Origin of the sequence: Streptococcus sp. 'group B' (genome assembly GCF_002073795.1) — a bacterium.
In the GTDB taxonomy this organism is placed as follows: domain Bacteria; phylum Bacillota; class Bacilli; order Lactobacillales; family Streptococcaceae; genus Streptococcus; species Streptococcus agalactiae.
In genome coordinates, this window is sequence record NZ_CP020432.1 from 1,719,119 (window position 1) to 1,745,024 (window position 25,906).

Sequence of the window (25,906 nt, forward strand, 5' to 3'; positions counted from 1 at the left end):
AACATCTAAATGATAGTTTGATATATGGTATTATCCCCTCCTTATGTAAAATTATATAACTTTCTTCATCAAAACCCTATCATTTTGTTCATTCCCTTTATTTTTCTGACAGTCATTAGAATTTTGTAGCTCTACTTTGCCACGATACCGCCTGCTGAGATTTTTTCTAAATTGTGATATGATAGCATTAATAACAGGAGGATCTAAAATGACAAAAGAAGATATCAAAAAACAAGTTCGAAGAGCTTTTGATTTTCGTATGGCGATTCGTGTTTATAATAATAATGATATTCCTAAAGAAGATATGGAGTATATTTTAGACACTGCTTGGTTGAGTCCTTCTTCAGTCGGTTTAGAAGGCTGGCGATTTTTAGTACTAGATAGACAAACAATTGCAAAATTTCGAGATAAACTTAAGGAAGTTGCTTGGGGAGCACAATATCAACTAGATACTGCTAGTCACTTTGTTTTACTACTAGCTGAAAAAGGTGCTTATTATAACGCTGATAGCATGATTAACAGTCTCATTCGACGTGGTCTAGGTGATCCAGCCGCCCTTGAGAGTAGGATACCTCTCTACAAATCCTTCCAAGAAAACGATATGAAAATTGATTCTGAACGTTCTCTTTGGGATTGGACAGCAAAACAAACTTATATCGCACTTGGTAATATGATGACGGCTGCTGCTATGATCGGCGTAGATTCATGCCCAATTGAAGGATTTGACTATGAAAAGGTCAATAATATTCTTAGTAAAGAAGGGTTAATAGACGATAAGAAAGAAGCTATTTCTTGTATGGTTTCATTTGGTTATCGTTTGCGTGAACCTAAACATTCCCGTGCTAGGAAAGAACGTCAAGAGGTCATTACTTGGGTTGAGTAAATAGACAGCCTAATTTATAATCAATATTTTTGAAAAGATAATTTTATTTTGACATAATACGTTTAATAAAGAAATAGGAGAGAGACTATGCCATTTTTACATACTTGTATTCGCGTTAAAGATTTGGACGCCTCAATTGCTTTTTATCAAGAAGCACTTGGTTTTAAGGAAGTTCGTCGTAATGACTTTCCTGAAAATCAATTTACTTTAGTCTATATGTCCCTAGAGGACGACCCTAGTTACGAATTAGAGTTAACCTATAACTATGATCACGAAGCTTATGATTTAGGAAATGGGTATGGTCACATTGCTGTTGGTGTAGACGATTTGGAAACTACTTATGATGCCCATCAGAAAGCAGGTTACTCTGTAACAAAAATTTCTGGATTACCAGGTAAACCTAATATGTTCTACTTTATTCAAGATCCAGATGGCTATAAAATTGAAGTTATTCGACTCAGTCAATTTAAAGCTGACTAATAACATCTCATCATATTAAGTTAAGGACTGAGGCAAAAACCTAGTCCTTTTTATGATTACCTTATAATCTTTCTATTTTTTCCCATATTATGTTAAAATTTAAGCAAGAATGATACGGAGAATTACAAATGGCTTTATTATCAGTTATTGTCCCTTGTTATAATGAACAAGAGACTGTCTCAACTTTTTTAACAGAAATCAAAAAAGTTGAATCCGAAATGGCTCGTTACACCCATTTTGAATATATTTTCGTAAACGATGGTTCTACCGATCGTACACTCGAACTTCTTAAGAAAGCAGCTAAACAATTTGACAATGTTCATTACCTTTCATTTTCACGCCATTTTGGTAAAGATGCTGCTTTATTGGCTGGTTTAGAACATACTACTGGTGATTTTATCACTGTTATGGATGTTGACTTGCAAGATCCACCCACTTTATTACCAGAAATGTACCTAAAACTTCAAGAAGGTTATGATATTGTCGCTACAAGGCGAAAAGATCGTAAAGGGGAGCCGTTGATACGCTCTCTTTTTGCCAAGCTTTTTTATAAATTAATCAATCAAGTGTCAGATACTAAAATGGTTGATGGTGCGCGTGATTTTCGTCTCATGACAAAACAAGTTGTTGACAGTATTCTCGAGCTAAATGAAGTGAATCGCTTCTCAAAAGGGATTTTTTCCTGGATTGGATATGATGTCGCTTATATTAGTTATGAGAATCGAGAACGAATTGCGGGTAAGACCTCATGGAGTTTCTTTAATCTCTTAAAATACTCTCTAGACGGTTTCATCAACTTCTCAGAAATTCCATTAGCTATAGCTACCTGGATTGGAACCCTTAGTTCAGTACTATCACTTTTAGCTATCATTTTTATTATAATTCGAAAATTACTATTTGGGGATCCCGTTTCAGGTTGGGCAAGCACAGTTACCATTGTACTTTTTATGGGTGGTATTCAGTTATTGTCGCTAGGAATTATAGGCAAATACATCTCTAAGATTTTCCTAGAAACTAAAAAACGCCCAGTCTATATTGTCAAGGAAGAGGGATGAATTGAAATCTCTTAGCTCACTTAGCTAGGAGATTTTATCATAGAAAAATATTGTATAGTAATTATTGCGAATTTTGCAAAAAAATTATATAATGAAGGAGTTTTTCAAAAATAGATGGAGTATTTATAATGTCAAAAAATAATAATGACCACACTCAAAAATCTGAGAATGGTATGGTACGCGGCCTAGAAAATCGTCACGTACAGTTAATTGCGATTGCAGGGACAATCGGAACTGGGCTTTTTCTTGGTGCAGGTCGTTCAATTAGCCTGACGGGTCCTTCAATAGTTCTTGTCTATGCTATCACTGGCGCTTTCATGTTCTTCATGATGCGTGCTATTGGAGAGATGCTTTATCAAGATCCAAATCAGCATACTTTTATTAATTTCATTACCAAATATTTAGGACCCGGTTGGGGATTTTTCTCAACACTTTCTTATTGGATTTCCCTAATATTTATCGGTATGGCAGAGATTACAGCCGTAGGAGAGTATGTTCAATTTTGGTTCCCTGAATGGCCATCCTGGATTATCCAAATTGTTTTTTTAGCTATCCTAAGTTCTATCAACTTAATTGCTGTAAAAGCATTCGGAGAAACCGAGTTTTGGTTTGCTATGATAAAAGTTATTGCAATTCTTGGTTTAATAGCAACCGGTATCTTTATGGTATTGACAAACTTTGACACCGGTCACGGATACCATGCTTCAATCTCAAATATCACCAATCATTTTGAATGGTTCCCTAAAGGTAAATTGAATTTCTTCATGGCTTTCCAAATGGTATTCTTTGCTTATTTAGCTATTGAATTTGTCGGAGTAACAACTTCTGAAACAGCTAATCCACGTAAAGTTTTACCAAAAGCAATCCAAGAAATTCCGATGCGTATTATTTTATTCTACGCAGGTTCATTATTAGCAATTATGGCCATCTTCCCATGGCAACAGTTACCAGTTAATGAGTCACCTTTCGTTACAGTATTCAAACTAGCTGGGATTAAGTGGGCTGCCGCTTTGATTAACTTTGTTGTCCTAACGTCTGCAGCATCTGCTCTTAATTCTACTTTGTACTCAACAGGGCGTCATTTATTCCAATTGGCTAATGAATCACCAAATGCTCTTACAAAAGCGTTAAAATTAGACCAATTATCTCGTCAAAGCGTTCCAAGTCGAGCTATTATTGCATCAGCTGTAATCGTTGGAGCTTCAGCACTTATCAGTGTTTTACCTGGTATTTCAGATGCCTTCTCCTTAATTACTGCATCATCTTCTGGTGTTTACATTTCTATCTATGTTCTTATTATGATTGCACATTGGAAATATCGTAAATCACCTGATTTTATGGAAGATGGTTATAAAATGCCTGCCTACAAAATCCTTTCACCAATCACACTTCTCTTCTTCCTCTTTGTATTCGTTTCTCTCTTCTTGCAAGATTCAACATACATCGGGGCTATTGGAGCAACCATCTGGATTATTGGATTTGGTTTATATAGTCACTTCAAACATAAATCACATTAAGTCTATATTATTAGTGAAGTTGGTCAATCAACTTCACTTTTTTCGTCCAAAAAAGGTTAGGCAATTCCCTAACCTTTTGATAATCATCGTGAATTATAGTTTTTTAACTGACGGGCAATATCACGGTTTTGCTCACGACGTTTGATAGACTCTCGCTTATCATAATCATGTTTTCCTTTTGCCAAACCCAATAGAACTTTAGCAAAACCATCTTTTAAGTAAACTTTTAGAGGTACCAGAGTCATACCAGTCCCTTTCAGTTCATTTGATATTTTTTCAATCTCACGTTTTTTTAGTAATAACTTTCGTGTACGATCAGGATCTTGATTCCATATGTTACCTTGATCATATGGTGTAATATGAACATTAATCAACCACGCTTCACCATTTTTTATTTGTGCATATCCATCTTTCAATGTAATACGCGCTGCGCGGACACTTTTGATTTCTGTTCCTGTCAAAACAATTCCTGCTTCTATTGTTTCAACGATAGTATAGTCGTGATGCGCTTTTTTATTTTGTGCTACAACGTTTCCTTGACCTTTAACCATACTTAACCTTTCTTAGATTTCCGTTTCTGACCTTTCTTAGCAACGCCTTTATAGAAAGGTTTTTTCGTTTTTTTCTTGGTTGAACCTGTTGTTCTATCGTCTTTATGATGATGTGATTTGCTATCCGAGTTCCTTTTGGGTTTTCGAGATGCTTTTTTCTTAGATGTATTTTTATTCTTATTATCACGATCAGAAATTCTATGCTGATGTTCTCGTTTAGAACTTCTATTAGGACGACCCTCACGCGAGCTTTTACTTACCTTTTCAACAATATCAAAATCTGATGGTAAATAATCAAAATCGATATCACCAGTTTCCTTATCAGAACGAATCAACTTAACCTTAATTTGTTGACCAACACGGAAAACTTTCCCAGATTTCTCACCTTGAAGCGTCAGCGTACGTTCATTAAAGTGATAATATTCAGGCAAGGTCGTTACGTGAATCAATCCTTCAATAGTATTTGGTAATTCTACAAACATACCAAATTTAACAACGCTTGCAACCACACCTTCAAATTCCTCACCAACATATTCTTCCATATATTCGGCTTTCTTCATTGCCTCTACAATACGTTCAGCATCAATGGCACGTCTCTCAAGACTAGACGTTTGAGTTGCAATTTCTGGGATAAGGTTAGCAAAATGATCAGCTTTATCCATCGCTTTATCATCATAATCACGAATCATACGATGAACTAACAAGTCTGGATAACGTCGAATGGGGCTAGTAAAGTGAGTGTAATATTCCGCAGCAAGTCCATAATGTCCATGGTTGTGTTCAGAATATCTAGCTTGTTGCATCGAGCGCAATAACATCATAGATAACACTTCACTTCCTGGCTGCCCTTGTACTTTTTTCATAAAGTCCTGTAAAGCAGATTGGGTGATTTTAGTTGCTGTTCCTTGAATCTGAACACCGAAAACAGAAGCATAATCGATGAATTTTTGTAATTTTTCAGCTTTAGGCTCTTCGTGTATACGATAAATAAATGGCAGTTTTAGACGAGCATAATGTTCAGCAACCGTTTCATTTGCCGCCAACATAAATGACTCAATCATGCGTTCAGCAATGCCTCTGTTGCGAATAACAATATCAACTGGCATTCCCTTATCATTAACCATAATTTTTGCTTCAGATGTGTCAAAATTCAGCGCTCCACGACGCGTACGCATAGCTTCCAAAGTATGGTGTAAAGTGACCATATGCTGTACTGAGGACACAATAGACTCATATTCTGAGCAGATTTCCTCATCGCCAGCAATAATATCATTTACAGCGATATAAGTCATACGATAAGTGGTATTAATCACTGACTGTGTAATTTGATGATTAACAACTCTCCCATTTTGGTCAATTTCCATAATACAAGACTGCGTTAAACGATCAAGATTTGGATTTAATGAACATATACCGTTAGATAGACGCTCTGGTAACATTGGTACAACGCGATCTGTGACATATACGGACGTACCACGACTAAGTGCTTCACGATTTAAGGCAGAGCCTTCAGTAACGTAGTATGATACATCTGCGATATGAACTCCAAGTTCAAAATGACCATTATCCAGTAATTTAATATGCACAGCATCGTCTAAATCTTTGGCGTCCGCTCCATCAATAGTGAAAGTGACCTCTTGACGTAAATCAACACGCCCAATTAAATCTTTCTCCGTTGGAGCATCTGGGATAGCATTGGCTTCTGCAATAACGTCCTCAGGAAATTCTGAGACGATATCCATACTTTCCAAGACTTCTAAAACATCAATACCAACATCTCCTTGATGTCCAACGATATCACGAACACTTGCTACGAAGTAATCATGTCCTCGTGTCGGATATTTATCAATATCTACTTTGATAATTTCTGTTCCGTCTAAAACGACCGGTTCTTTGCGTATATAAATCTTTTGATTGATTTTTTGATTTTTCGATTTGATATATCCTGCGTATTTAGGGCGCTCATCGTCTAAGACAAACTTACCAACAAGCGTCTTTAAACTACGTTCAACAATATTAACAACACGCGCTTCTGCTGCAGTCCCGTTAAGACGGTCCGCTGGTTTCTTTACAACAGCTTCTACCGTGTCACCATCAATAGCATAAGCAATATCGTTTTTTCCGATAAACATATCATCTTCGTCTTGGTCAATACTAAGAAAACCAAATCCTGCTTTATTTGCTCTAAAAAGACCCCTTACTGTGATTTCCTTTTTCTTAGCTTCTTTCTTTTGAAGAGAAAGACTTCCATTATCGTCAAATCTTAATTGCCTGTGGCTCTCCAAATTTGAGATTGTTTTGATTAATTTTGGAAATGCTTTTGCGCCTGCCATATCTAGGGCAGCAGCTAAATCATTAACGCTGGTTTTACCGTGTTCTTCCAAATATTTTATAATTTTTTCTTTCATTATTTCCTTTTCTAGTAACTTTAGTCACTTTATTATTACTCTACAACCATTCTACTAACAAAAAGTGAGGTTGGGCTATCCCCCATCCTCACTTATCTGTATTTAGCTATCATTAATGACTTGATAAAATAGATAATACTAAGCCGATTAGTAGCCAGAAAAAGACTAAAACACCTGTAAAACGTTGCATAAAAGCTTCAAATCCTCGAGCTTTACTACGTTCAAAAAGGGCTTCAGAACCGCTACTATCAAAAACATTACTACTTGGATTCTTTTGTGGTTGCATGAAAATTGAGATAATCAATAATACTGATAAAACAAGTAGAATGGTGAGTAATAGGTTATACATGTTAATTCCTCCACTATGGTCAAAGTACATTCTAACATAAAACTTATTAAGATTCAATATGTAGTGTTACTTTTCTCTCCTTTGGGCAATACTTTGGAACCTCGATTTTATCGGGATGATTACTTTTATTCTTACTGGTTAAATAATTCTTACTACCACAAGAGCTACACTTTAAATTAATTTTAACTCTCACACAATTTCCTTAACTCTAATATATTTTCTAAAATTAATAAAACACCAAACAAAATTAGCTAAAACGATGAAGCTAGTCACAAAGAAAACCCATCGGAATCCTAAATGAATAGAAACTGCTGAACCGACAAAAGGACCTAATACTTGTCCTAAATTGCTAAACATTTGGTTATAACTGAAAATCCTTGATAAACCTTGTCTTGGAGCAATTTTAGTCAAGATTGAATTAATACTCGGCATCAAGGCACCTGTTCCAAAACCATACAGGAATCTAATAACCCCTAGCTGTAATGAAGTCTGTGCCAATGAACATAAGACATACATGAGGAAACTATACAGTAGAGCTAATAATAGCAAACGATGATTGCCTATGCGATCCCCGATTCTTCCTAGCTTTGGACTACTCAGAATACTAGAGAATCCCATACCAGAAACAATTAATCCGGAAACAAACATCAAGTTTTCAGTCTGTCCTAAATGACGAATGTAAAGTGTTAAAATAGGTGCAATTGATTGTGCAGAAATTTGAATAATCATGCTTGTTACAAACAGCCCTATTAAAATTTGTAAGCTTTTAACGCTTTTGAACACTTCTGTAGTTGGCATGGTTTCTTCGTTAGAAATGGGTTTGAAATCTTCCTTTACCATAAAAATGGTCATTAAAGTAGATATTAACAATATGGTTCCCACTAATAAAAAAACTTCCCTAATACCAAACCACTCTGCTAAAAGTCCCCCTAAAAGTGGACCAATTAACATACCTCCAGTCACTCCTGTCGCTAAGGTTCCTAAGGCATATCCTGATTCCTCTTGAGGAGCTTGACTTGCTATCAAAGCTGTAGAGTTAGGTACATAGCCTGCAAAAATGCCGTTTAATATACGTAAAATCAGAAGTCCTGTAACACTATGAATGAAAGCAAGGCCTCCCATAGTAAAAGTCATCATCAACCCTGCTCTTACCATCATCGGTTTTCTACCATATTTATCAGCTAAGCGCCCCCATAATGGGGCAACTAAAGCTGAAGACAAGGCTGATAAGGATACTGATAGGCCTGCATACCACTCTACTTTGTTGCTAGGTGCTCCTAATTGTTCTACATATAATACCATAAAAGGCATAACAAGTGAAAAGCTTGCCCCAGTAAAAAAATTACCGAGCCAAGCCACTTTTAAATTTTGCTTCCAGTTAACCGTTTCAACTGAGATAAAACATCATCTTCTTTCTAAACTTTTCTACCACTAACTATCTTAGCAGTTTTATTGAGATTTAACATCTATTTGAGATGTTATTTCCATTATAATTTCCTTTATGTAACTAAACCTATGTTATCACATGCCTCTGTTATTATACCACAATTAAAATTAACTTTTTAAACGGAAAGTTTTTGGAGCAAATACTACAACTGCTAAATAGCCAATAATTAAAATAACAACTATAATTCCTAGGCTTACTAATAATATTGGCATCGTTATAGATTTAGTAAAGGTAAATAGCTTATATCCCATATAGTATATAATAAAGGTTAAAATATTATACATAGCACTCTTTGATTTTAATCCTTCTGTAAAAGGCTGTAATAAGAAATAAAGATACAAAAAGTAAAAACTAAATAAAATCATTGATATAGCTTGTGTAATTACTAATATGATAATCTGATCAATCTTAGGGGTGAAAAAATTAAAATAATAGGTTCCAAAACATATGTTTAAAGCTACAAAAATGGGGAAATTAAGTTTTATACTATAAAGGAAACGTATTTTTAAGGTTGCTAAGATATTTTCTCTTTCACGATAGAAATTATATCTTAATAATGGACGATCCAAATGATAGAAACAAAATTTTGAATAGGATTCACCGATATATATTAGATATCCTGGAACTGCACTCAAAAATAGGAATTTTGAAAAACTATGCTCATTCATCGGAATATTTATCTTTTCTTTAAAAAATAGCAGGAAAAGGAGTTCTATTCCAAACAGAACACTTAAAACAGCTAAACGTACCAAAATTTTCCTTTGCAAGTATCTACTCATCCGTTTTAAAAAGATAGCGTTTAAATATGAAATACCTGATAAATTTTCAAATAGCAGGGGAGAAAGTTCACTGACATTTATATCCCTATCTTTCATTTCAATCCCAAGCAGCTCTATATTATCAATCTTTGCAATTTTCTCCTTCATCGTCTCATGCGTTAGGGTAAGGTAGGTCAAGTGGTTAAGTTTAGAATAAGTTTTTAATCGATAGTAACTAACTAACCATATGATAAGTCCTGCAATACCGGTGTACCATGAAAAAAATGGATATGGAGAGAACTGTTTGCCAAGAAGAAGGAAAAAGAGAGAAAGGAAGACTCCTATACCAATCCCTAAGTAAAATAAAATATTTAGTAAAGACTCTGGATTCTCTTGGTCTTTACCTCTACCATATAAAGGTAAACAGAGCACCTTGATTCCAAGGCGACTACCTGCTAAAAATAAAGCAAAAGTCAAACCATGCCAAAAAGCAAAGTGATTTAAATGGAAAAATATGCCAAAGCTCAAACTTCTAAAAAATAGTTCACTACTGGCTTCTAAAAGTTCAGCGGATTGGAAATACCTCGATGGCTCAATTCTGAAAAGGCGAATCATATGAGTTTGTTGCATATCATTAGGTTCTATAAGTTTTATATAGAAATTTATGACAATTAAAAGAGAGGTAATCACCATCAATGTTAAAGTTAGGGTAAAACCTTCTTGCGGTAAAATATTTAACTGCTTCATGCCACTTCTAACAAAAAATGATAAAACATAACAATATAGTACGTAACCTATGGAACGACCAAAACCTCTTAAGAAAAAGAAAATGATACGAATAAATAGTACTACACCTTTTATACCATCGGTTAGGGATTTTTCTTCCCAACCAGGGGATTTTCTGAAGGTAATATAAAAAACTATTATAAGCTCTAGCACTATCAATCTGTAATATAGACCATATTAATGCTTTACTTGTCATATTCATCTCCCTTCAACACTTGAAGAAGACGCTCTTCGAATTGTTCATGTTTACGATCAATATCTAATGTTTGGAGTTTTCCTTTGTCTAATACAGCCACAATATCACATAGATCTTCTGCTAAGGCCATTATATGAGTTGATAATATAATAATATGATCCTCACTTAATTCCAACAAAAGGCGTTTTATTGCAATACTTGATACAACATCAACTGCAGTCAGTGGCTCATCTAGTAAAATTACTTTTGGCTTAGAAATCATCAGGCAAATTAATGAGAGCTTACTCTTCATTCCATCAGAATATCCTTTGATAATTCTATGACGCTCTGTTTGTCCTATTTCCATAAAATCTAAATAATCATCTATTGTCATTAAATCATCTGAAGGATGTAAATCCATGTAAAATTTTACAAATTCATACCCTGTTAAAAATTCTGGAAGGTAGTTTTCGGAATAAACAATACCAATATCCTTATCGGTAAGAGGATACTCGTGATTATCCTTCAATAAACAAATGGTCCCGTTGTCAGCTGCAAGATCCCCATAAAGTATATTAAATAAAGTTGTTTTCCCAGCACCATTCCTACCTAAGACCCCTGTTATTTTACCTGAATAAAATCGGTAACTTGCTCCTCTCAAGACCTCTGTTTCCTGAAACCGCTTACGAATATCTCTAATTACTAACTCCATAAAAACTCCTTTGAAAGTAAACCTTTTATATCATTGTACTATTACTGTGGTTTAATCGCAAGTTTTTTAAAACTAGTGTAATAAAGACAAAAAATGGATAAATACATTATCCATTTAGTAGTTCTATAAACGTTGAAGAGCATCCAATATTTGCTCTTTTAAAGTTATTAAATCACCATTATTGTCAATAATAAGACTAGCGAAACTTTTTTTATCTGTTAAAGGCATTTGGTGTGAAAGTCGTAATTCTGCTTCTTCTCGACTGTAGTTGTTACGGGCCATTAATCGTTGTAATTGTTTTTCTTTATCAACAAATACCAACCAAATCTCATCAAACCATTTTATATACTTTTCTTCAATCAATAAAGGAATATCCATGAAAAATATCTCTTCTGTTTGTTTTAATTGGTCGCGCTGACATGCTAACTCTTGACGAATGATACTATTTTGTAGCCTAGCTGATGTCTTCATATTGTCTGGATTAGCAAAAATCATTTGAGAAAGCTTTGGTCTATCCAACTCACCATCAGCATCAAGTATCTCGGGACCCAACCATTCTAATAAAGCTTGGTAAAGTTTCCCACCCTTAGCTTGCAATTTATGAACCACTTGATCCGCATCTATGACTTTAAAACCTGATTCTCGTATTATTTTTGTTACCGTTGACTTTCCAGAAGCTATCCCTCCTGTCAGTCCTATTATTTTTGTCATAAGCATTGACACCGAGGGCAATAATGCGTCCCTCTCCCTCCTACTTTTATCTTCTTAATTAAACAACCACACCTTGGACACGGTTGCCCAGTTTTACCATAGACCTGTAAATACTTTTGCATCGTACCGTCCTCTCCAAGAGCATTCTTATATGTTCTAATCGTGGAGCCACCTTTTTCGATGCCTAAAGTTAAAATGCGAATAATTTCCTTGTGTAATAAGCTTGTTTCAGATTCGGTCAATTGATTAGCCAAACGCTGTGGGTGAATTTTTGCTGCCCACAAGACTTCATCTACGTAAATATTTCCAAGTCCTGCTACTAATCTCTGATCTAATAGTAAAGGTTTTATTGGCTTTTTGGAGTTTGCTAAGCCTTTTGAAAAAGGCTCAAATTGAAATGTGTCAGCAGTTGGCTCAGGACCTAATTTTTTTTGAGTAAAATAATCTTTGAGAGATGATTTACGAACCAACTCAAATGTCCCAAATTTACGGACATCTTGGTAAACCAATGTGCTGCCATTAGTCAATTTGAAATAAAGGTGAAAATGTTTGTTATCTGGTACTTTATTTGGGAAGAGTAGATATTTTCCTTCCATGCGTAAATGTGATACCATAACCATTTCACCAAAATCAAAAAGAAGATACTTCCCTCGTCTCAATACCTGTTGAATTGTTTTTCCTGGTAGACTTATCATAAAGTCATTCAAATCAGTTTTCACCATTTTAGGGACTTTAATCGTTATAGAAGCTATTTCTTGATTAACTACAAGTCTTTCTAGTCCTTTTCTAACGGTTTCTACTTCTGGTAATTCTGGCATAAATATATAGTCTAAAAATCAATAGTCATTGCTTAGAGCAATAATTTCCAAACGTTCTTGATGTCACCTGACCATTCGATTTCTATTTTCCTTTCTTATTATCATTTTGAGACAAAAGCTTTAAAAATTACTCATAAACTTGCACTCATTAGCATTCTTTATTATTGCCAAGTACTTTTTGACAATAATGTTCATTATAAGTATTGTAAAATGAATCTTCACCTAAATATTTAAAAATCTGTAAAGCTTTCCTCATATCTTCTTTTCCTGAAGAAGTATCACCAAGTTTTAAATGATAGTATCCAGTTACATATAAGAAAACAGTTTTTTCATAGAAATTAACTTCATCCTGTAACAATGATCTAACCTTATCAATTAAGTAGTGGCTATGCTCAAAGTAAGAGTGATCAATGCTGATGATTAGACAATTAATTGCTAAGTGTGTAACTAGGATTTTATTGGTTTTATTTTGTTCTGAATAAGCAAACGAATTAACCATTTCTTTGGTCAATAAAAATAAAGTATTGTAATTAATGAGACGTGAGCAATTTCCTAAGAGAATAATTTCATAATATCCCCACTGCTCCACCGTAAAAAGATAGTCTGTTAAGCGTGCTAATTCTTCTTGATTAGGCTCTATTGATTGATCAATTGAAAAAATAAGAGCCTTAATCATAATCTTTTCATAGTCTTTATGGTTATGATCCTCTAAGAGAGCCACTAATTTAGTTACATTTTTTTCAGCACAATATTTTCTTACTCGATTTAAAAGGATAAAAAAATGAGTGTGCGCCTTAGAATGAATCGACACAAATTCATCAATAGTGATGTTGAGTTTGTCTAAAATATTAAGCAAACGACTACAAGTAATTTCTGACTCTCCTCTCTCAAACCTTGAGATTTGTGACTTGGATAGGTGCTCATCTGCTAAAGAAGAAATACTAACTTTTTTTCCTTTACGTAATCTTCTTAGTGTTTTTCCTAATTCTTTTTCCATTTTTCCCACTTTCACAACAATTTAAAAGACCCTTTAAATCCATTATATAATACAAGTACAAAATAGAAAATCAGAAAGGAGATAGTCATGAAAAAAATTAACAAAGCTTTGTTGTTCACATTAATCATGGATATCCTAATTATCGTTGGTGGATAAAACTCCCCACAAATGGTTGTTATGGAATCCCATTTTATTTAGTTTATAACAGGAGAACTAATGAAGATTAAAAAAATTATTAGTGGCTTTGCCGCAGCTTTAATTATCAGTTCACTATCAACTATTAACTATGAGGTTAAAGCTGATGACACCACCAGTGAGTATCACTATATCAGTAAGCAAAATAATGAAAAGCAGCTTATTAGTTACATCAAGGAACAACATCGTTTGCTCAATCAATTTGTTGTTGATAATGTCAACTCATTCACTCAACTAAATGCTAATCCAACTATTGAACAGTTAAATAGAGCTATAACATTATTTAAACAAAAAGATGAGCAATTATTTAACCAGGTGAAAGCTGGTCATCTCTCTCCCAGTAACTATAATGCTATCGTTAATCAACGTAATGTCATTAACCAAACTGTTCAAAATCTGATTGACCAAAATCATAATAAGATTCAGACAAGTCAAAATAAAGCAGCTCAGCTCGTGGGGCAACGTAATCAGGTTGTTAACAAAATTCAAGCTATTTTAGCAACTGTAAACTACAACTCTGTGAATTCTATACAAGAAGCTGAAAATTTATTTCATTCACTCAGAAATCAAATTGAACCTCTTGTAGCTGAAGTTAATAATTACAAAGCTGCTATGGCAATCCTTCAACAAGAAGTAGATGCCCTATCAACAGCGGCTATTGAAACTGAGACTTCTAAACTTGCTACTCTCAAAGTTAGCGAAAATACTTCTGTTCCTGCAAACAAAGTAGAAGAAAAAACTACTCAATCAGAAGCGTCAGGCAATAAACAAGAAGTAACTAAGAGTGAGGAAAAACAGGCTACCTCTGATGCAAAGGCATCACAGCCTGAGTCAGCTAATATTGCCGATTACGATAGTTTAAAAGAAGTTTTACGAAATAATATTAGCAACCAAGTACCACACATCAGTGTTCAAATGGAGTTTAAAACTCAAGAACAAGTTGACGAATACCAAAAAAATCTCGGAAGCATCATCCGGGAAATTGGAGATACACTTGGAACAGCAACTGAATTCAATGCCAAAAGTAACATTAGCACTTATACTCTTGGTGGACAAATCCAACGCATTATTGTAAAAAGCGACATCACAATCACCTATACTCTTAAAGGTGACATGGTAGGATTACATAAAGAATATAAACAGTTTGTAGATTCTTTTGTCAAAGAAAATATTACTAACAAAAATATCACAAGTGATTATGAAAAAGCTAAAGTAATTCATGACCACTTGGTTAATAATTACACTTACGCGACTGAAGAACTGGCAACCACTCGTGAAACTGCTAGTGGTATCAGTATCCATGCTCCTGAAGCACTCTACAAAGATAAACGTGGTGTTTGTCAAGCCTTTGCAGTAATGTTTAAAGATATGGCTGCTGCTGGCTTATCAGTATGGTATGTAACTGGTCAAGCTGGAGGTGGAAATCACGCTTGGAACATTGTTACTATTAATGGCGTTAAATATTATGTTGATACAACATGGGATAATAATATAAAAAGCAATAAATATTTCCTTGTTGGTAAAACAATAATGGATGCTGATCATCTTTTGGATAGTCAATACAATGCATTAGCTAAAGATATTCCAGCTGATCGCCATCAAGGTGCATAACTCAAAAATTGTATTGAGCCTGGAAAGGATATGAAATGTCTAAAAAGACTGATTCAAATTATCTACATTCCAATTGTTCTGACAAGAAAATTTGGAGCGATGAGGCGCCTCTGCAACAGGAGACTATCCCTAAAGACAGAGATTGTGTTATCAAACCTGTCATTACTATGACAGTTGAACATGTGGAAATCCCATTAGATGACCAATCTTAGCTCTCTCCTAAAATAAAAAGGAACACTGCCATTTTTGACAGTGTTCCTTTTTATTTAACCAAAGTGGTTTTCTCATTACTGATATGATTCAAATCATCTACAACTAATTGATCAATCGATTTCATGGTGTATTTCCAAGCTTGCAGTTGAACATGAAAAACAGTCTGTTGGTACATGGTATCATGCATATCGTCAATGACTTTGAAATACCTTATATAATCTGGTTTAATCATTAGGAACAGCATGATCATGAGTGGTCAAAGAGCTACCAGCACCATCCAGAGCGATATAAATATCTTTCATCATATAGAAGCTATTTGTATAAGTAAATCTAACAGTATTGGGCTCCCCGCAATACAAAATCACTTGGGACAGCTGATCCAAAGAGAACGTCTGGGTCTTTTCTTCTCGATAACCTATTCCAAAGCTCCCACTTGAAGTACTTACTGAATCTGTTGCAACAGAAAAACAATCCCTACTACTAGAATAATAGCACCTCTAACTAATAAATGACTCATTCCAACATTCACATCTTTTAACATCATGTTCCTTTCATTATTTTTTATTTAGGAATTCGTCATACTATATTTTCTCATATTTATCTAACAAAAAACTCGTAATTCTATATAAATCATATAAAGTTACGAACTTTATTTAGTTAACAATAAAATAATAACATTTTATTCATTAAAAAAACGAATAACAAAAGAGCCAAAAAGCTCTTTTAAACTGACAAAAATGTCTTAGTAATGATTAGTCTCTCAATCTTATTACTTAGAGTAAATCAAGCAAAAATGCTAGAAAATAAAAAATATATGACAAACTATTCCAAACAATATGCTCGCCAATCGAATAATGAATGGATTTTGTATAGTGGTGCAAACTAGCGAAAATCAAACCCATACCAAAATAGACAACAAAGTCGACGACAGATAGACCATGTAAGTGAGACCAGCTAAATAGTATAGAAGATAAGATCACAACCAAGGGACCACTCAGGGAGTTCCCAAATGTTCTCATGACAAACAACCTGAACGTTATCTCTTCTTAAATTGGGGCAATAAGACAGATAGTCAATAATAAGACAACTCGAAAGTAGTGATTGACCTGATTCATATCAGCTATTAATCCCTCCTGGTTTTGCCTTATTGGGAAAAATGTTTTTACTAGTAGTGCCCAGCAAAATAAAACGCTAAAAGCACCTATTGCAAATAGCCATTTTTTGAGGTTAGATGATGACTCTTGGTAGTTACTGATTGGCTCAGTTTTTGTTAGCACATAACTCAACAGAATCATCATTATAAGATTAATGCCAATCCATATACTCCAACTCCACTCTAACCCTATTGATAGTAAACTAATCACCCAATGCCCAAGCAATTGTTATTATTGTGTTGTTGCAACTTTGGCAAAGATGAATATAGCAGGATGGAAAACAGATTGTTTCTGAAACTTCAAAGGTATCTTCTTATCACAAGCTATTATTTGGTTATCTCCATAATTAATCTAAATGGAGCAATATATCGTTTTTCTACTAACTGTTGACAAATAAAAAACTCCCCTTTAAAGTCTGGTAACTTTTCGATTTTTACCAGAAACTTAAGGAGAGTGAGGCAAGAACTAATAGAATCTTATTTAAAGTTTTATGATTGGGAGAACAGAACAACTATCATAATTACTGAAAAATTATGAAAGGCATGGCAAACAACAGATGGTCAAATCCGCTCTGTTGAAAACAAATTTTAAATATAATTCATTTCACTTTCTAAGTTTATTAAACATAGAGTGTTCAGGAGAAATGATACGACCTAATGATAAAATCATTCCTATCGTATAATAAACAACGACAAGGTGTAAATAAAAGTAAATTAATATATCTGATATACTTGTCAAACATCCTTTCATTATAATAAAAGCAACTAAGATAGGAATAAGAATAGTACACTTAATAAATAACCAAAATTGCTTAACAACTTGATACCATGTGAGTACTTCTGTCGTTTGTCTTTGTTTGAAGACAAAAACCAATAGATCAAAGAGAAAACTCCAACAGATAAGTAGTATATTTTTCATTAATGATAAATCGTAGAAACTACCTATACTAAATAGAATCACTGCAGAAATAATAACAATGCCTAAAAATCTTAATATATTATGCATATCCTCACCTCCTCTACTTTATAGGTAGCAAATATAATCTTGAGTCATGTGCTCTCCTTTATTTAAGAAGGGGCCAACAAGCATGTTTGGCTCCCTTTAATTAATTTGTGAATATAATCTCAAAATTATGACTAGTTGGTTTTATCCTCGTGAATTGCTTTTTCTGTGCGAATCAAGTCTCACGGTGAACTTATCTAACTCTTCCCCACTAACTTGCGGATCTCAAAATAAACTCATTAATACTCTTTTTCATTATAGCCAAAATCAGCTAAATCAAGCTTTTTATCACGCCAGTTTTTCTTGACTTTTACCCAAGTCTCTAGGTAAACTTTATCACCTAACATAAGTTCAATATCACGGCGCGCCATTTTTCCTATTTTCTTGAGCATAGCACCTTGTTTTCCAATGATAATGCCTTTTTGACTATCACGTTCAACCATGATAGTTGCACGAATATGCACTTTATCAGTTTCTTCATCACGTTTCATGGATTCGACAACAACCGCTACTGAGTGAGGAACCTCTTGTTGCGTTAAATGAAGTACCTTCTCACGAACCATTTCTGATACTAAAAATCGTTCCGGATGATCAGTAATCTGATCTTCTGGGAAATATTGGAAACCTTCTTCAAGATTATCAGTCAATAACTTGATTAGGGTTGGCACATTATTTCCTTGAAGGGCAGAAATTGGCACTACTTCTTTAAAATCCATTTGACTACGGAAGTCATCAATCTGTTCCAAAAGTTGGTCTGGATGAACCTTATCAATTTTGTTGATTACTAAAATAACAGGAATCTTGGCAGCCTTAAGACGTTCAATAATCATATCATCGCCTTTGCCTCGCTTTTCATCGGCAGGAACCATGAAAAGAACTGTTTCAACTTCACGTAAAGTACTATAAGCAGATTCAACCATAAAATCACCAAGGGCGGTCTTTGGTTTATGAATTCCTGGGGTATCAATGAAAACAATTTGCTCAGTTTCTGTTGTATAAATCCCCATAATTTTATTACGTGTTGTTTGAGCTTTATCACTCATGATAGCAATTTTTTGTCCCATAACATGGTTTAGGAAGGTTGATTTTCCAACATTTGGACGACCTAAAATTGCTACAAATCCTGACTTAAATGTCATTTCTTTTCTTTCTCCATTCAATTTATTCGTAATACTTCTCATCATAAAAGTAAAGCAAGTATCTTGGGTATAAAAATAATCAATCCCACCAATACGGCAAATAAGGAAACAACTAAAACCGCTCCTGCTGCCATATCTTTAGCATTTTTAGCCAGCATCGAGAAATGGTAATTACTTGCCAAATCAACTACATTTTCAATAGCTGAATTGATAATTTCAAAAGTAATTACCAAAAAAATACTCAATAAAAGAAATAACCACTCCACCATAGATACTTGAAAAGTAAGACCAGCAAGTATTACTAAAATGGCAGAAACCAAATGCTTACGCATATTTCTTTCTTCTTTAAAAGCTGTAAAAATCCCTGTAACAGCAAATTCCATGCTTGATGTTAAGGTGCGATTTTTCCATTTTTTTTGATTATTGTCGTTTAAGTCCATAAGCAGTTAAAATTTCTTCCTGTAAGCTGAACATCTCTTTTTCTTCTTCGGGTGTATAATGATCATAACCGTTAATATGCAAAAAACCATGTACAGCTAAAAAACCCATTTCACGTTCATAAGAGTGACCGTACTCTTCTGCTTGTTCTTTAGCTTTATCAATAGAAATAAAAAGTTCACCAATATAAGAATCAAAATCTTCTAGCATCTCAGCAAGTTCAGGATTTTCAGCCAGATCTTCTTCATCAAAAGAAATATCAACCTCAGGCTTATATTCTAAACTGATAACATCAGTCGGACGATCGGTATCTCGATACTCTAAATTCAATTCATGGCTACGTTCATTAGTGACAAACGTTACAGCCATTTCTTTATTCTCTTTACCTGTTTTTTGTGCTGCAAACTCTAACAAATCAAGAGTTTGCTTTTTGATATCTTCTGATACTTGTCCAGTTTCATCAATCATTTCAACGTACATCTTATATAGTAAGAACGACCCAAAACGTTTAGAAAAGATAAAGTGTAATGCATAATTCTAAATAATCGACACATCTACTTTCCTAAGTTTTTCACTTTTATCTAAAACTAGTTCTCAAAATAAAAGTGCGTTCTCTTCCTTCCTTCAAGCTATTCTTTCACATCATTATACCATAAGAGTATTAAAAAAGGGAGAGAAAGCTAATAATCACTATTACACACTTATAATCCATTTCAATAAAATTCTGACTTATGAATTAGTATTTACTTCAAAATACAAACTTTAGAGCGCCTAACTTACGTAAAACTAATTCCTAAATAAACAAAGCTACAAATGCTATAACGATTATGACAAATTTACATTTAGAATGTCTCTTTATATAAATAGATTTTTGTTACTTTTTCTCAGATGCTTTATATTCGTACACACCTAAACAATTATTAAATTTACGAATTGTTGGAAGTAAAGAGCGAAGTGTGCCTAACTCAAATTTGCTCATCTCATCTGTAAAGTTAATCAGATTTATTTGCTTTAATTTAGGGTCTAAATCCACAATCTCATGACCATCTGTGATACCAAACTGAAATTCTGTATCCATATACTTTACTGTATCATGTTGCTTTCCTTTATTAATCATTTCCTTATGACACAAATCAAATTGTGCCATAAATTGGCTAAATGAATTTGTCAGGATATGAAGAAAAGTCTCTACGTCATCTTCTTTTAGAAACATTAAAACACCTTCTGACACGATTAGAAAAGGGGCATTTTGGGGATTTACCTCCCGTGTCCAAGTTTCATCTAGGGCTGATTTTGCTATATTAGTAACTCTTTCATGCTCTTCAAAAAATAATTTTCTTATCTCCATAACCTCTGGCAAATCAAGGTTATACCACCTAATTTGTCCATTATCGACTCTTTCAAACCTTGTATCAAGTCCACAACCAATTGAAAGGATTTGACTATTTGGATTTTCTCTAATAAATTTTTTGATTTCTCTATCCATAACGCGAATTCTAGCTAATGTTGCATAAAAAGAAGCTTCTGAATTATCGAATTTATCCAAATCATATTCTATCTGTTCAACAATTGCTAAGGATTTTTGATCATTAAGTATCGGATGTTTAGCCATCGCATCTTTAGCCCTAATATATAAGGTGATTAATAACGTTTCAGCAACGCCGTGTAATGTTATCTTCATTCATCTACTCTCCTTTATGCTATTTTACTTAGAAATTTGGATTTCTAAAACTGGATTTCTTTAAGTATATCATTCCAATACCGTAAGTAAAGCATATCCCCACCATCCAATATTCCATAATTTTCTTTTTCTGTACTTCTTATGCTTTCTAAAAAAACAGTCACTAAATTATTGCAAGCTACTGTTTTTCTTTTTAATAATTATAAAATATACAAATGAGAACTCCTTATTTTCTTAACATTTGTTTCTACAAGAATGCCTAACAACATATCAATAAAAGTTAGAAGTTCTTTAAAGTCACACCTAGTATTTCCCATCCTTTTAACGCCCCATTTGGAATGTTTGTGAAAAATATTCATCTAAAATTAATTGGTGTTGTTCATTTACGATCGTAATATTTTTGACGTCTTCTTTAGAAAAATAGTCCAATTGCAATGTTTCCTCATTATGAAAACCTTCTATATTAACTGGTTTTGGACAGCTTACTTCATAAATAAAACCGACGGTTTGTGCTTTATCGCCATTGGGATAAGAGTCTTGAAAGTTAGTATAAACATTTAACAGTCTGATTGGTTCCACTCTCAATCCAGTTTCTTCGAAAAATTCTCTTTTCAATGTATCTACTGATGACTCACCTAACTCCATACATCCACCAATAATTCCCCAAGAATTCTTATCAGCTCTTAATTGGAGTAAGACACGTCCCTTACCATCTGTCAAAATACCACCAGAATATGTTAAAAAGATAGTCTCATGTCCAACTTTTGACCTAATGTAGGAAATATAATCTTGTTTCATTCTATCACCTTGTTTAAACTAATATGTACGTATTGTAGCATAAAATATCTCCTTTTCAAATCACTCATATACACTTCTTGAATATTAGAACCGTTACCTCTTTTATTAACTTACTATTAATTATTGACTAAAAAGAGATAGCCCTGTAGAATGGAGACACATCAATATTTTACATTTTTAGGAGAGCATTTATGGACCATTTCACAAAACTCTGGCAAGATTTCTCTAAACTTCCAAATGTTGTTGCTATAGCACTCGGAGGCTCACGCTCTGGTGACAGTTTTGACCAATCTTCCGATTATGATTTGTATGTTTATTGTGCAGCAACTCCTGATATCACTAGTCGTAAACGTATCCTTAACAAGCACTGTCATTACATTGAACTTAACAATCATTACTGGGAGCTTGAAGATAATGGTACTTTAAACGACGGAACTGATATTGATATTCTCTATCGTAACATAGATAACTTTTTATCAGACTTAGAAGATGTCGTTGAACACCACAATTCTCGAATTGGATACACTACTTGTTTTTGGCATAACCTCATCAATTGCCAAATACTCTATGATCCTGAAAATCAATTACAATCACTCAAAGAGAGATTCGAAGTTTCTTATCCCAGTCAGTTACAAAAACAAATTATCATTCAAAATCGTAACTTATTAACTGGCAAGCTTCCCTCTTACGATAAACAAATTATAAAAGCCCTTAAACGCCAAGACTTTGTTAGTACTCACCATAGAACTACTGCTTTCTTAGATTCCTACTTTGATATTATTTTTGCACTTAATAAGTTGACACATCCTGGCGAAAAAAGAATGATTTCCTATGCTAAGAAGAATGCTACATTGCTTCCTAAACATTTCGAAGAAAATATCATTAAACTATGTCATCACAACTCCAACGAACACACTGTTAAAGAAACATTAAACGATATAATAATGCATCTCGACGTCATGCTTAAAGAAAATTTTCAACACTTTATAGGTTAAGTTGAAGTACACCATCATAAAAACGCCTAAAGCATTAGGCGTTTTTTACATATTGACACACTCTCTAACAACGTCTCCTAGTGGCAAACATCAGTCCTTATCAGATTGTAGCTTGTGACTACTTTCTGAATCTGAATAAGCATTTATTATTTCAGCAACGACAGGGTGTCTTACAACATCCTTTGCTGATAAATGAATAAAGTCAATCTTTTTGATATTTCGTAATTTCTCAACAGCATCAATCAAACCAGATTTAACATTCTTTGGTAAGTCAATTTGGCTAACATCGCCATTTACAATCATTTTAGAATTGAAGCCAAGACGTGTTAGGAACATTTTCATTTGCATTATAGTGGTGTTTTGCGCTTCATCTAATATGACAAATGCATCATCTAAAGTACGACCACGCATGTAAGCCAATGGAGCAATTTCGATGATTTCACGCTCCATTAAGCGACTTGTTTGCTCTTTACCTAAAATTTGATATAGGGCATCATAAACTGGTCTCAAATAAGGATCAACTTTCTCTTTGAGATCTCCAGGCAAGAAACCAAGGCTTTCACCAGCTTCAACCGCTGGTCTCGTTAAGATTATTCGTTTAACTTGACCACGCTTTAGTGCCGTTACTGCTAGAGTGACTGCTAAAAAAGTTTTTCCCGTTCCAGCAGGCCCAATACCAAAAACAACATCATGATTTTTAACGCTATCAACGTATATTTTTTGCCCTAAAGTCTTAACACGGATAGGCTTACCATAGCTATCCTTAATAATTTCTTCCTCATAAAGGGCAACGAATTTATCAATTGAACCATTTTGTGCCATGGATAAGGCTGTTACAACATCTGAAGTATTCACAGTCATCCCGCGGTTAACAAGCACTAATAATGCTTCAATGGTTAACCGAGCGGTTTCTACTGCTTCTTCAGAGTCACCTAATACCTGAACACGTTCAGTTCTAGCATGAATGATAACATCTAAATTTTCTTCGATTAATTTTAAATGGCGCTCATTGCTGCCAAAGAGTGACATCATATCATCTGGATGTTGTAAAGTAATTTCGATAGAGTATTCTTGCAAATTATTCTTCCTTTTCGTACAGTAAGTGACTACATTATAACAAAATTTCATTTTCTTTGGTGATTTTAGTCGTTGTAAAACTAAAAAATCGAGAAAAACAAGTTTTCTCGATTTTATTTTACATTATAAAAGATGAGCTTCTCGAAGTAATTCTTCTAAATAAGTTCCTCTAATTTTTTTCATGCCTACTTTACGCATTAAGGCAGGTATTGGTAAATCCATATCTTCAACAGATTTCTTATCATTGAGATAGTATAAAGATTGCAACAAGACACGAATATCAAATGCTGAATTAAAGACTTCTGGAACACCACGTTCAATATTTAAGAAAGTATAAACAGCTTCCATAGCAGTTCTAATAGAATATTCCGTTGTAAATACTGTATCTCTGGATGGAGATTCTGCAAAATTACCAATGAAGGCTAGGTTAACAGATCCTTGTGGGATAACATCTGGTCGGTCACCTTTAACTCGAGGCATGAAATAACTAGTAATGTAAGGCATATAAACAGGAACTGTACTTACATATTGTTTATCAGATAAATCATGAATCTTCATTTCAGGAACACCTAAGTGATATAACCACTCTTCTGTGATTTCTCGACCAGTACATTCTTCAATTGGTTTTTTAATATAATTACCTTCCACATTTGAATAGAGTCCATAAATCCAAACAATTGTTTCATTTTCCTTTTGCTCTTTGAAATGCGGTTGGCGATGGATAGCAAAACTCATCATCCAATTAGAATCTGTAACTGTAACAATGCCTCCGGTATTTACTTTACCATCATGGAGGTCACGATGTGTTAAACGCTCTATATAAGGTTCAATAGCTGGATCTTTTATTGTTGCAGTAGCAGAAACAAACCATGACTCTTTTGGAATATCTTTGTAGAAGACTTTAGGATGTCCAAATTCATCAGATTGAGCAGCTAAGTTTTCCCAAAGATTCCAAGAACCTCCCAAATCGGTATTAGGTTTAGCTACAGTATCATGACTACCATAGTTCGTACTTTCAGTGATAGAACCATTCGTTACAAAAACAAAATCATTTGGAGTAAGATCAATTGTTTTTGCTTCACCACCAACTGTGAGATGAATGGCTTTTGCAAGCTTCTGACCGTTCTTAAAGTCTACGGAGATATTAGTTACCTTGCTATCAAATTGAACATCTACATTATGAGACTCTAAATAACTGATGATTGGTTTCACCATAGAATCATATTGATTATATTTATTAAATTTTAATGAAGTGAAATCAGGCAGACCACCAATATGATGGATAAAGCGCATAGCATATCGACGCATTTCAATCGCTGAATGCCATTTCTCAAAGGCAAACATAGTAGCCCAATAAGTCCAAAAATTACTTTCAAAAAATTCTTTTGAAAAAACTTCTTCAATCGTCTTAGCACCTAAAGACTCTTCAGTCTCCATGACTAGCTTAACTAACTCTTTGGAATGTGTTCCGAGTGTAAAATCACCATCAGATTCTAAGCGATTCCCCTGTTTATGAATGAGGCGACAGTTAGATGAATTGGGATCATCCTTGTCAAGCCAATAAAATTCATCTAGATAAGAAGCATCTGGAACTTCGAGAGAGGGGATGGAACGGTACATATCCCACATACATTCGAAGTGATTTTCCATTTCACGACCACCACGCGTTACAAAACCGATATCAGGTCGTTTGACACCGTCAAGTGATCCTCCAGAAAGAGGTAGTTCTTCAAAAATATGAATACGTTGACCATCCATTTGACCGTCACGTATTAAAAAGACAGCGGCAGCTAATCCTGCTAAACCAGAACCAACAATATAAGCGGATTTTTTATCCACACCTTCAGGTTTTCGAGGTCTTGCAAAGGCTTCAAAATTTCCATTTGTATATCTCATAAACAACCTCCCTAGGGCTATATTTTAGATGACTATATTCTACTCCTTTGTGAAAACGAT

29 protein-coding genes and 1 pseudogene are annotated in these 25,906 nt (G+C 34.1%); 9 read left to right on the forward strand and 21 right to left on the reverse strand.

Going from position 1 to position 25,906, the window contains the following annotated elements:
• Positions 1 to 208: 208 nt before the first annotated feature.
• From A6J68_RS08930 to A6J68_RS08945, 4 genes are all read left to right on the forward strand, one after another.
• A complete protein-coding gene (locus tag A6J68_RS08930; protein WP_000159251.1) occupies positions 209 to 883 on the forward strand; it encodes an NAD(P)H-dependent oxidoreductase in 675 nt (224 codons plus the stop codon).
• Between the two features lie 87 nt (positions 884 to 970).
• Entirely contained in the window at positions 971 to 1,363 is a 393-nt protein-coding gene (locus tag A6J68_RS08935) for a VOC family protein (protein ID WP_001116201.1), read from the forward strand.
• Between the two features lie 128 nt (positions 1,364 to 1,491).
• Positions 1,492 to 2,418, forward strand: coding sequence for a glycosyltransferase family 2 protein (locus A6J68_RS08940; protein ID WP_001196763.1), 927 nt, complete (start codon positions 1,492 to 1,494; stop codon positions 2,416 to 2,418).
• 128 nt (positions 2,419 to 2,546) lie between these two features.
• The gene (locus A6J68_RS08945) at positions 2,547 to 3,935 is read left to right on the forward strand and encodes an amino acid permease (protein ID WP_000042126.1); all 1,389 of its coding nucleotides are present in this window, start codon (positions 2,547 to 2,549) and stop codon (positions 3,933 to 3,935) included.
• A gap of 83 nt (positions 3,936 to 4,018) precedes the next feature.
• On the opposite strand, the gene smpB is transcribed toward A6J68_RS08945, so the two are convergent.
• The 10 genes and pseudogenes from smpB to rgg2 form a co-directional block, all read right to left on the reverse strand.
• A complete protein-coding gene (gene smpB, locus A6J68_RS08950) occupies positions 4,019 to 4,486 on the reverse strand; it encodes an SsrA-binding protein SmpB (RefSeq protein WP_000238456.1) in 468 nt (155 codons plus the stop codon).
• Positions 4,487 to 4,488: 2 nt separating this feature from the next.
• On the reverse strand, positions 4,489 to 6,894 hold the full coding sequence (gene rnr / locus A6J68_RS08955) for a ribonuclease R (RefSeq protein ID WP_000659924.1): 2,406 nt from the start codon (positions 6,892 to 6,894) through the stop codon (positions 4,489 to 4,491).
• Positions 6,895 to 7,006: 112 nt separating this feature from the next.
• Positions 7,007 to 7,243: a preprotein translocase subunit SecG gene (gene secG / locus A6J68_RS08960; protein WP_000282513.1), complete on the reverse strand. Its 237-nt coding sequence runs from the start codon at positions 7,241 to 7,243 to the stop codon at positions 7,007 to 7,009.
• Positions 7,244 to 7,289: 46 nt separating this feature from the next.
• The gene (gene rpmG, locus A6J68_RS08965) at positions 7,290 to 7,436 is read right to left on the reverse strand and encodes a 50S ribosomal protein L33 (RefSeq protein WP_001873241.1); all 147 of its coding nucleotides are present in this window, start codon (positions 7,434 to 7,436) and stop codon (positions 7,290 to 7,292) included.
• Positions 7,433 to 8,602 (reverse strand): multidrug efflux MFS transporter, encoded by a 1,170-nt coding sequence (locus tag A6J68_RS08970; RefSeq protein ID WP_000312381.1) that lies wholly within the window; start codon positions 8,600 to 8,602, stop codon positions 7,433 to 7,435. Before A6J68_RS08970 ends, rpmG begins: the two co-directional genes overlap by 4 nt.
• Before the next feature lie 195 nt (positions 8,603 to 8,797).
• A pseudogene (locus A6J68_RS08975) lies at positions 8,798 to 10,430 on the reverse strand (hypothetical protein).
• Positions 10,420 to 11,121 (reverse strand): ATP-binding cassette domain-containing protein, encoded by a 702-nt coding sequence (locus A6J68_RS08980; RefSeq protein WP_000424353.1) that lies wholly within the window; start codon positions 11,119 to 11,121, stop codon positions 10,420 to 10,422. Before A6J68_RS08980 ends, A6J68_RS08975 begins: the two are co-directional and overlap by 11 nt.
• Positions 11,122 to 11,244: 123 nt before the next feature.
• Positions 11,245 to 11,838: a dephospho-CoA kinase gene (coaE, locus tag A6J68_RS08985; RefSeq protein ID WP_000930246.1), complete on the reverse strand. Its 594-nt coding sequence runs from the start codon at positions 11,836 to 11,838 to the stop codon at positions 11,245 to 11,247.
• Positions 11,829 to 12,650, reverse strand: coding sequence for a DNA-formamidopyrimidine glycosylase (gene mutM, locus A6J68_RS08990; RefSeq protein ID WP_001114602.1), 822 nt, complete (start codon positions 12,648 to 12,650; stop codon positions 11,829 to 11,831). Before mutM ends, coaE begins: the two co-directional genes overlap by 10 nt.
• Positions 12,651 to 12,798: 148 nt before the next feature.
• Positions 12,799 to 13,647: a quorum-sensing system transcriptional regulator Rgg2 gene (rgg2, locus tag A6J68_RS08995; protein WP_000410029.1), complete on the reverse strand. Its 849-nt coding sequence runs from the start codon at positions 13,645 to 13,647 to the stop codon at positions 12,799 to 12,801.
• A gap of 87 nt (positions 13,648 to 13,734) precedes the next feature.
• Between rgg2 and shp2 the strand changes: the two genes are divergently transcribed.
• Genes shp2 through A6J68_RS09005 form a run of 3 tightly spaced genes read left to right on the forward strand, consistent with a single transcriptional unit; the run spans position 13,735 to position 15,665 of the window.
• On the forward strand, positions 13,735 to 13,803 hold the full coding sequence (gene shp2 / locus A6J68_RS11435) for a peptide pheromone SHP2 (RefSeq protein WP_132833258.1): 69 nt from the start codon (positions 13,735 to 13,737) through the stop codon (positions 13,801 to 13,803).
• Between the two features lie 60 nt (positions 13,804 to 13,863).
• Entirely contained in the window at positions 13,864 to 15,453 is a 1,590-nt protein-coding gene (locus A6J68_RS09000; protein WP_000694235.1) for a transglutaminase domain-containing protein, read from the forward strand.
• A 35-nt stretch (positions 15,454 to 15,488) separates the two neighbouring features.
• Positions 15,489 to 15,665 carry a hypothetical protein gene (locus A6J68_RS09005; protein ID WP_000039430.1) on the forward strand — a complete coding sequence of 59 codons (177 nt, stop codon included), beginning with the start codon at positions 15,489 to 15,491 and terminating at the stop codon, positions 15,663 to 15,665.
• Between the two features lie 50 nt (positions 15,666 to 15,715).
• Here A6J68_RS09005 and A6J68_RS09010 read toward each other — a convergent pair whose 3' ends face one another.
• Positions 15,716 to 15,910, reverse strand: a complete 195-nt coding sequence (locus A6J68_RS09010) for a hypothetical protein (RefSeq protein ID WP_001876109.1) — start codon at positions 15,908 to 15,910, stop codon at positions 15,716 to 15,718.
• Between A6J68_RS09010 and A6J68_RS09015 the strand changes: the two genes are divergently transcribed.
• The gene (locus A6J68_RS09015; protein ID WP_000606014.1) at positions 15,909 to 16,103 is read left to right on the forward strand and encodes a hypothetical protein; all 195 of its coding nucleotides are present in this window, start codon (positions 15,909 to 15,911) and stop codon (positions 16,101 to 16,103) included. The two genes, A6J68_RS09010 and A6J68_RS09015, sit on opposite strands and share 2 nt — an antisense overlap.
• A gap of 336 nt (positions 16,104 to 16,439) precedes the next feature.
• On the opposite strand, the gene A6J68_RS09025 is transcribed toward A6J68_RS09015, so the two are convergent.
• The 8 genes from A6J68_RS09025 to A6J68_RS09075 form a co-directional block, all read right to left on the reverse strand.
• A complete protein-coding gene (locus A6J68_RS09025; protein WP_228761751.1) occupies positions 16,440 to 16,685 on the reverse strand; it encodes a CPBP family intramembrane glutamic endopeptidase in 246 nt (81 codons plus the stop codon).
• Between the two features lie 27 nt (positions 16,686 to 16,712).
• Complete coding sequence (locus tag A6J68_RS09030; protein WP_000973012.1) at positions 16,713 to 16,964, reverse strand: hypothetical protein; 252 nt, start codon at positions 16,962 to 16,964, stop codon at positions 16,713 to 16,715.
• 459 nt (positions 16,965 to 17,423) lie between these two features.
• Entirely contained in the window at positions 17,424 to 17,825 is a 402-nt protein-coding gene (locus A6J68_RS09040; protein ID WP_000551533.1) for a hypothetical protein, read from the reverse strand.
• A 236-nt stretch (positions 17,826 to 18,061) separates the two neighbouring features.
• Positions 18,062 to 18,961, reverse strand: coding sequence for a GTPase Era (gene era / locus A6J68_RS09045; protein ID WP_000143288.1), 900 nt, complete (start codon positions 18,959 to 18,961; stop codon positions 18,062 to 18,064).
• Positions 18,962 to 19,002: 41 nt separating this feature from the next.
• Positions 19,003 to 19,401: a diacylglycerol kinase gene (gene dagK / locus A6J68_RS09050; RefSeq protein WP_000365222.1), complete on the reverse strand. Its 399-nt coding sequence runs from the start codon at positions 19,399 to 19,401 to the stop codon at positions 19,003 to 19,005.
• Positions 19,382 to 19,879 carry an rRNA maturation RNase YbeY gene (gene ybeY / locus A6J68_RS09055; protein ID WP_001867191.1) on the reverse strand — a complete coding sequence of 166 codons (498 nt, stop codon included), beginning with the start codon at positions 19,877 to 19,879 and terminating at the stop codon, positions 19,382 to 19,384. The genes dagK and ybeY overlap by 20 nt, the downstream gene beginning before the upstream one ends.
• A 394-nt stretch (positions 19,880 to 20,273) precedes the next feature.
• Positions 20,274 to 21,080: a class I SAM-dependent methyltransferase gene (locus A6J68_RS09060; protein WP_000705143.1), complete on the reverse strand. Its 807-nt coding sequence runs from the start codon at positions 21,078 to 21,080 to the stop codon at positions 20,274 to 20,276.
• A 321-nt stretch (positions 21,081 to 21,401) separates the two neighbouring features.
• Positions 21,402 to 21,878: an NUDIX hydrolase gene (locus tag A6J68_RS09075; RefSeq protein WP_000806807.1), complete on the reverse strand. Its 477-nt coding sequence runs from the start codon at positions 21,876 to 21,878 to the stop codon at positions 21,402 to 21,404.
• 191 nt (positions 21,879 to 22,069) lie between these two features.
• Here A6J68_RS09075 and A6J68_RS09080 point away from each other — a divergent pair, with 191 nt between their 5' ends.
• Positions 22,070 to 22,873, forward strand: a complete 804-nt coding sequence (locus A6J68_RS09080) for a DUF4037 domain-containing protein (protein ID WP_000349559.1) — start codon at positions 22,070 to 22,072, stop codon at positions 22,871 to 22,873.
• Positions 22,874 to 22,963: 90 nt separating this feature from the next.
• Here the strand turns inward: A6J68_RS09080 and A6J68_RS09085 are convergent, their stop codons facing one another.
• Positions 22,964 to 23,950, reverse strand: coding sequence for a PhoH family protein (locus A6J68_RS09085; protein ID WP_001158916.1), 987 nt, complete (start codon positions 23,948 to 23,950; stop codon positions 22,964 to 22,966).
• A gap of 123 nt (positions 23,951 to 24,073) precedes the next feature.
• Complete coding sequence (locus A6J68_RS09090; RefSeq protein WP_001270884.1) at positions 24,074 to 25,846, reverse strand: oleate hydratase; 1,773 nt, start codon at positions 25,844 to 25,846, stop codon at positions 24,074 to 24,076.
• Positions 25,847 to 25,906 lie beyond the last annotated feature (60 nt).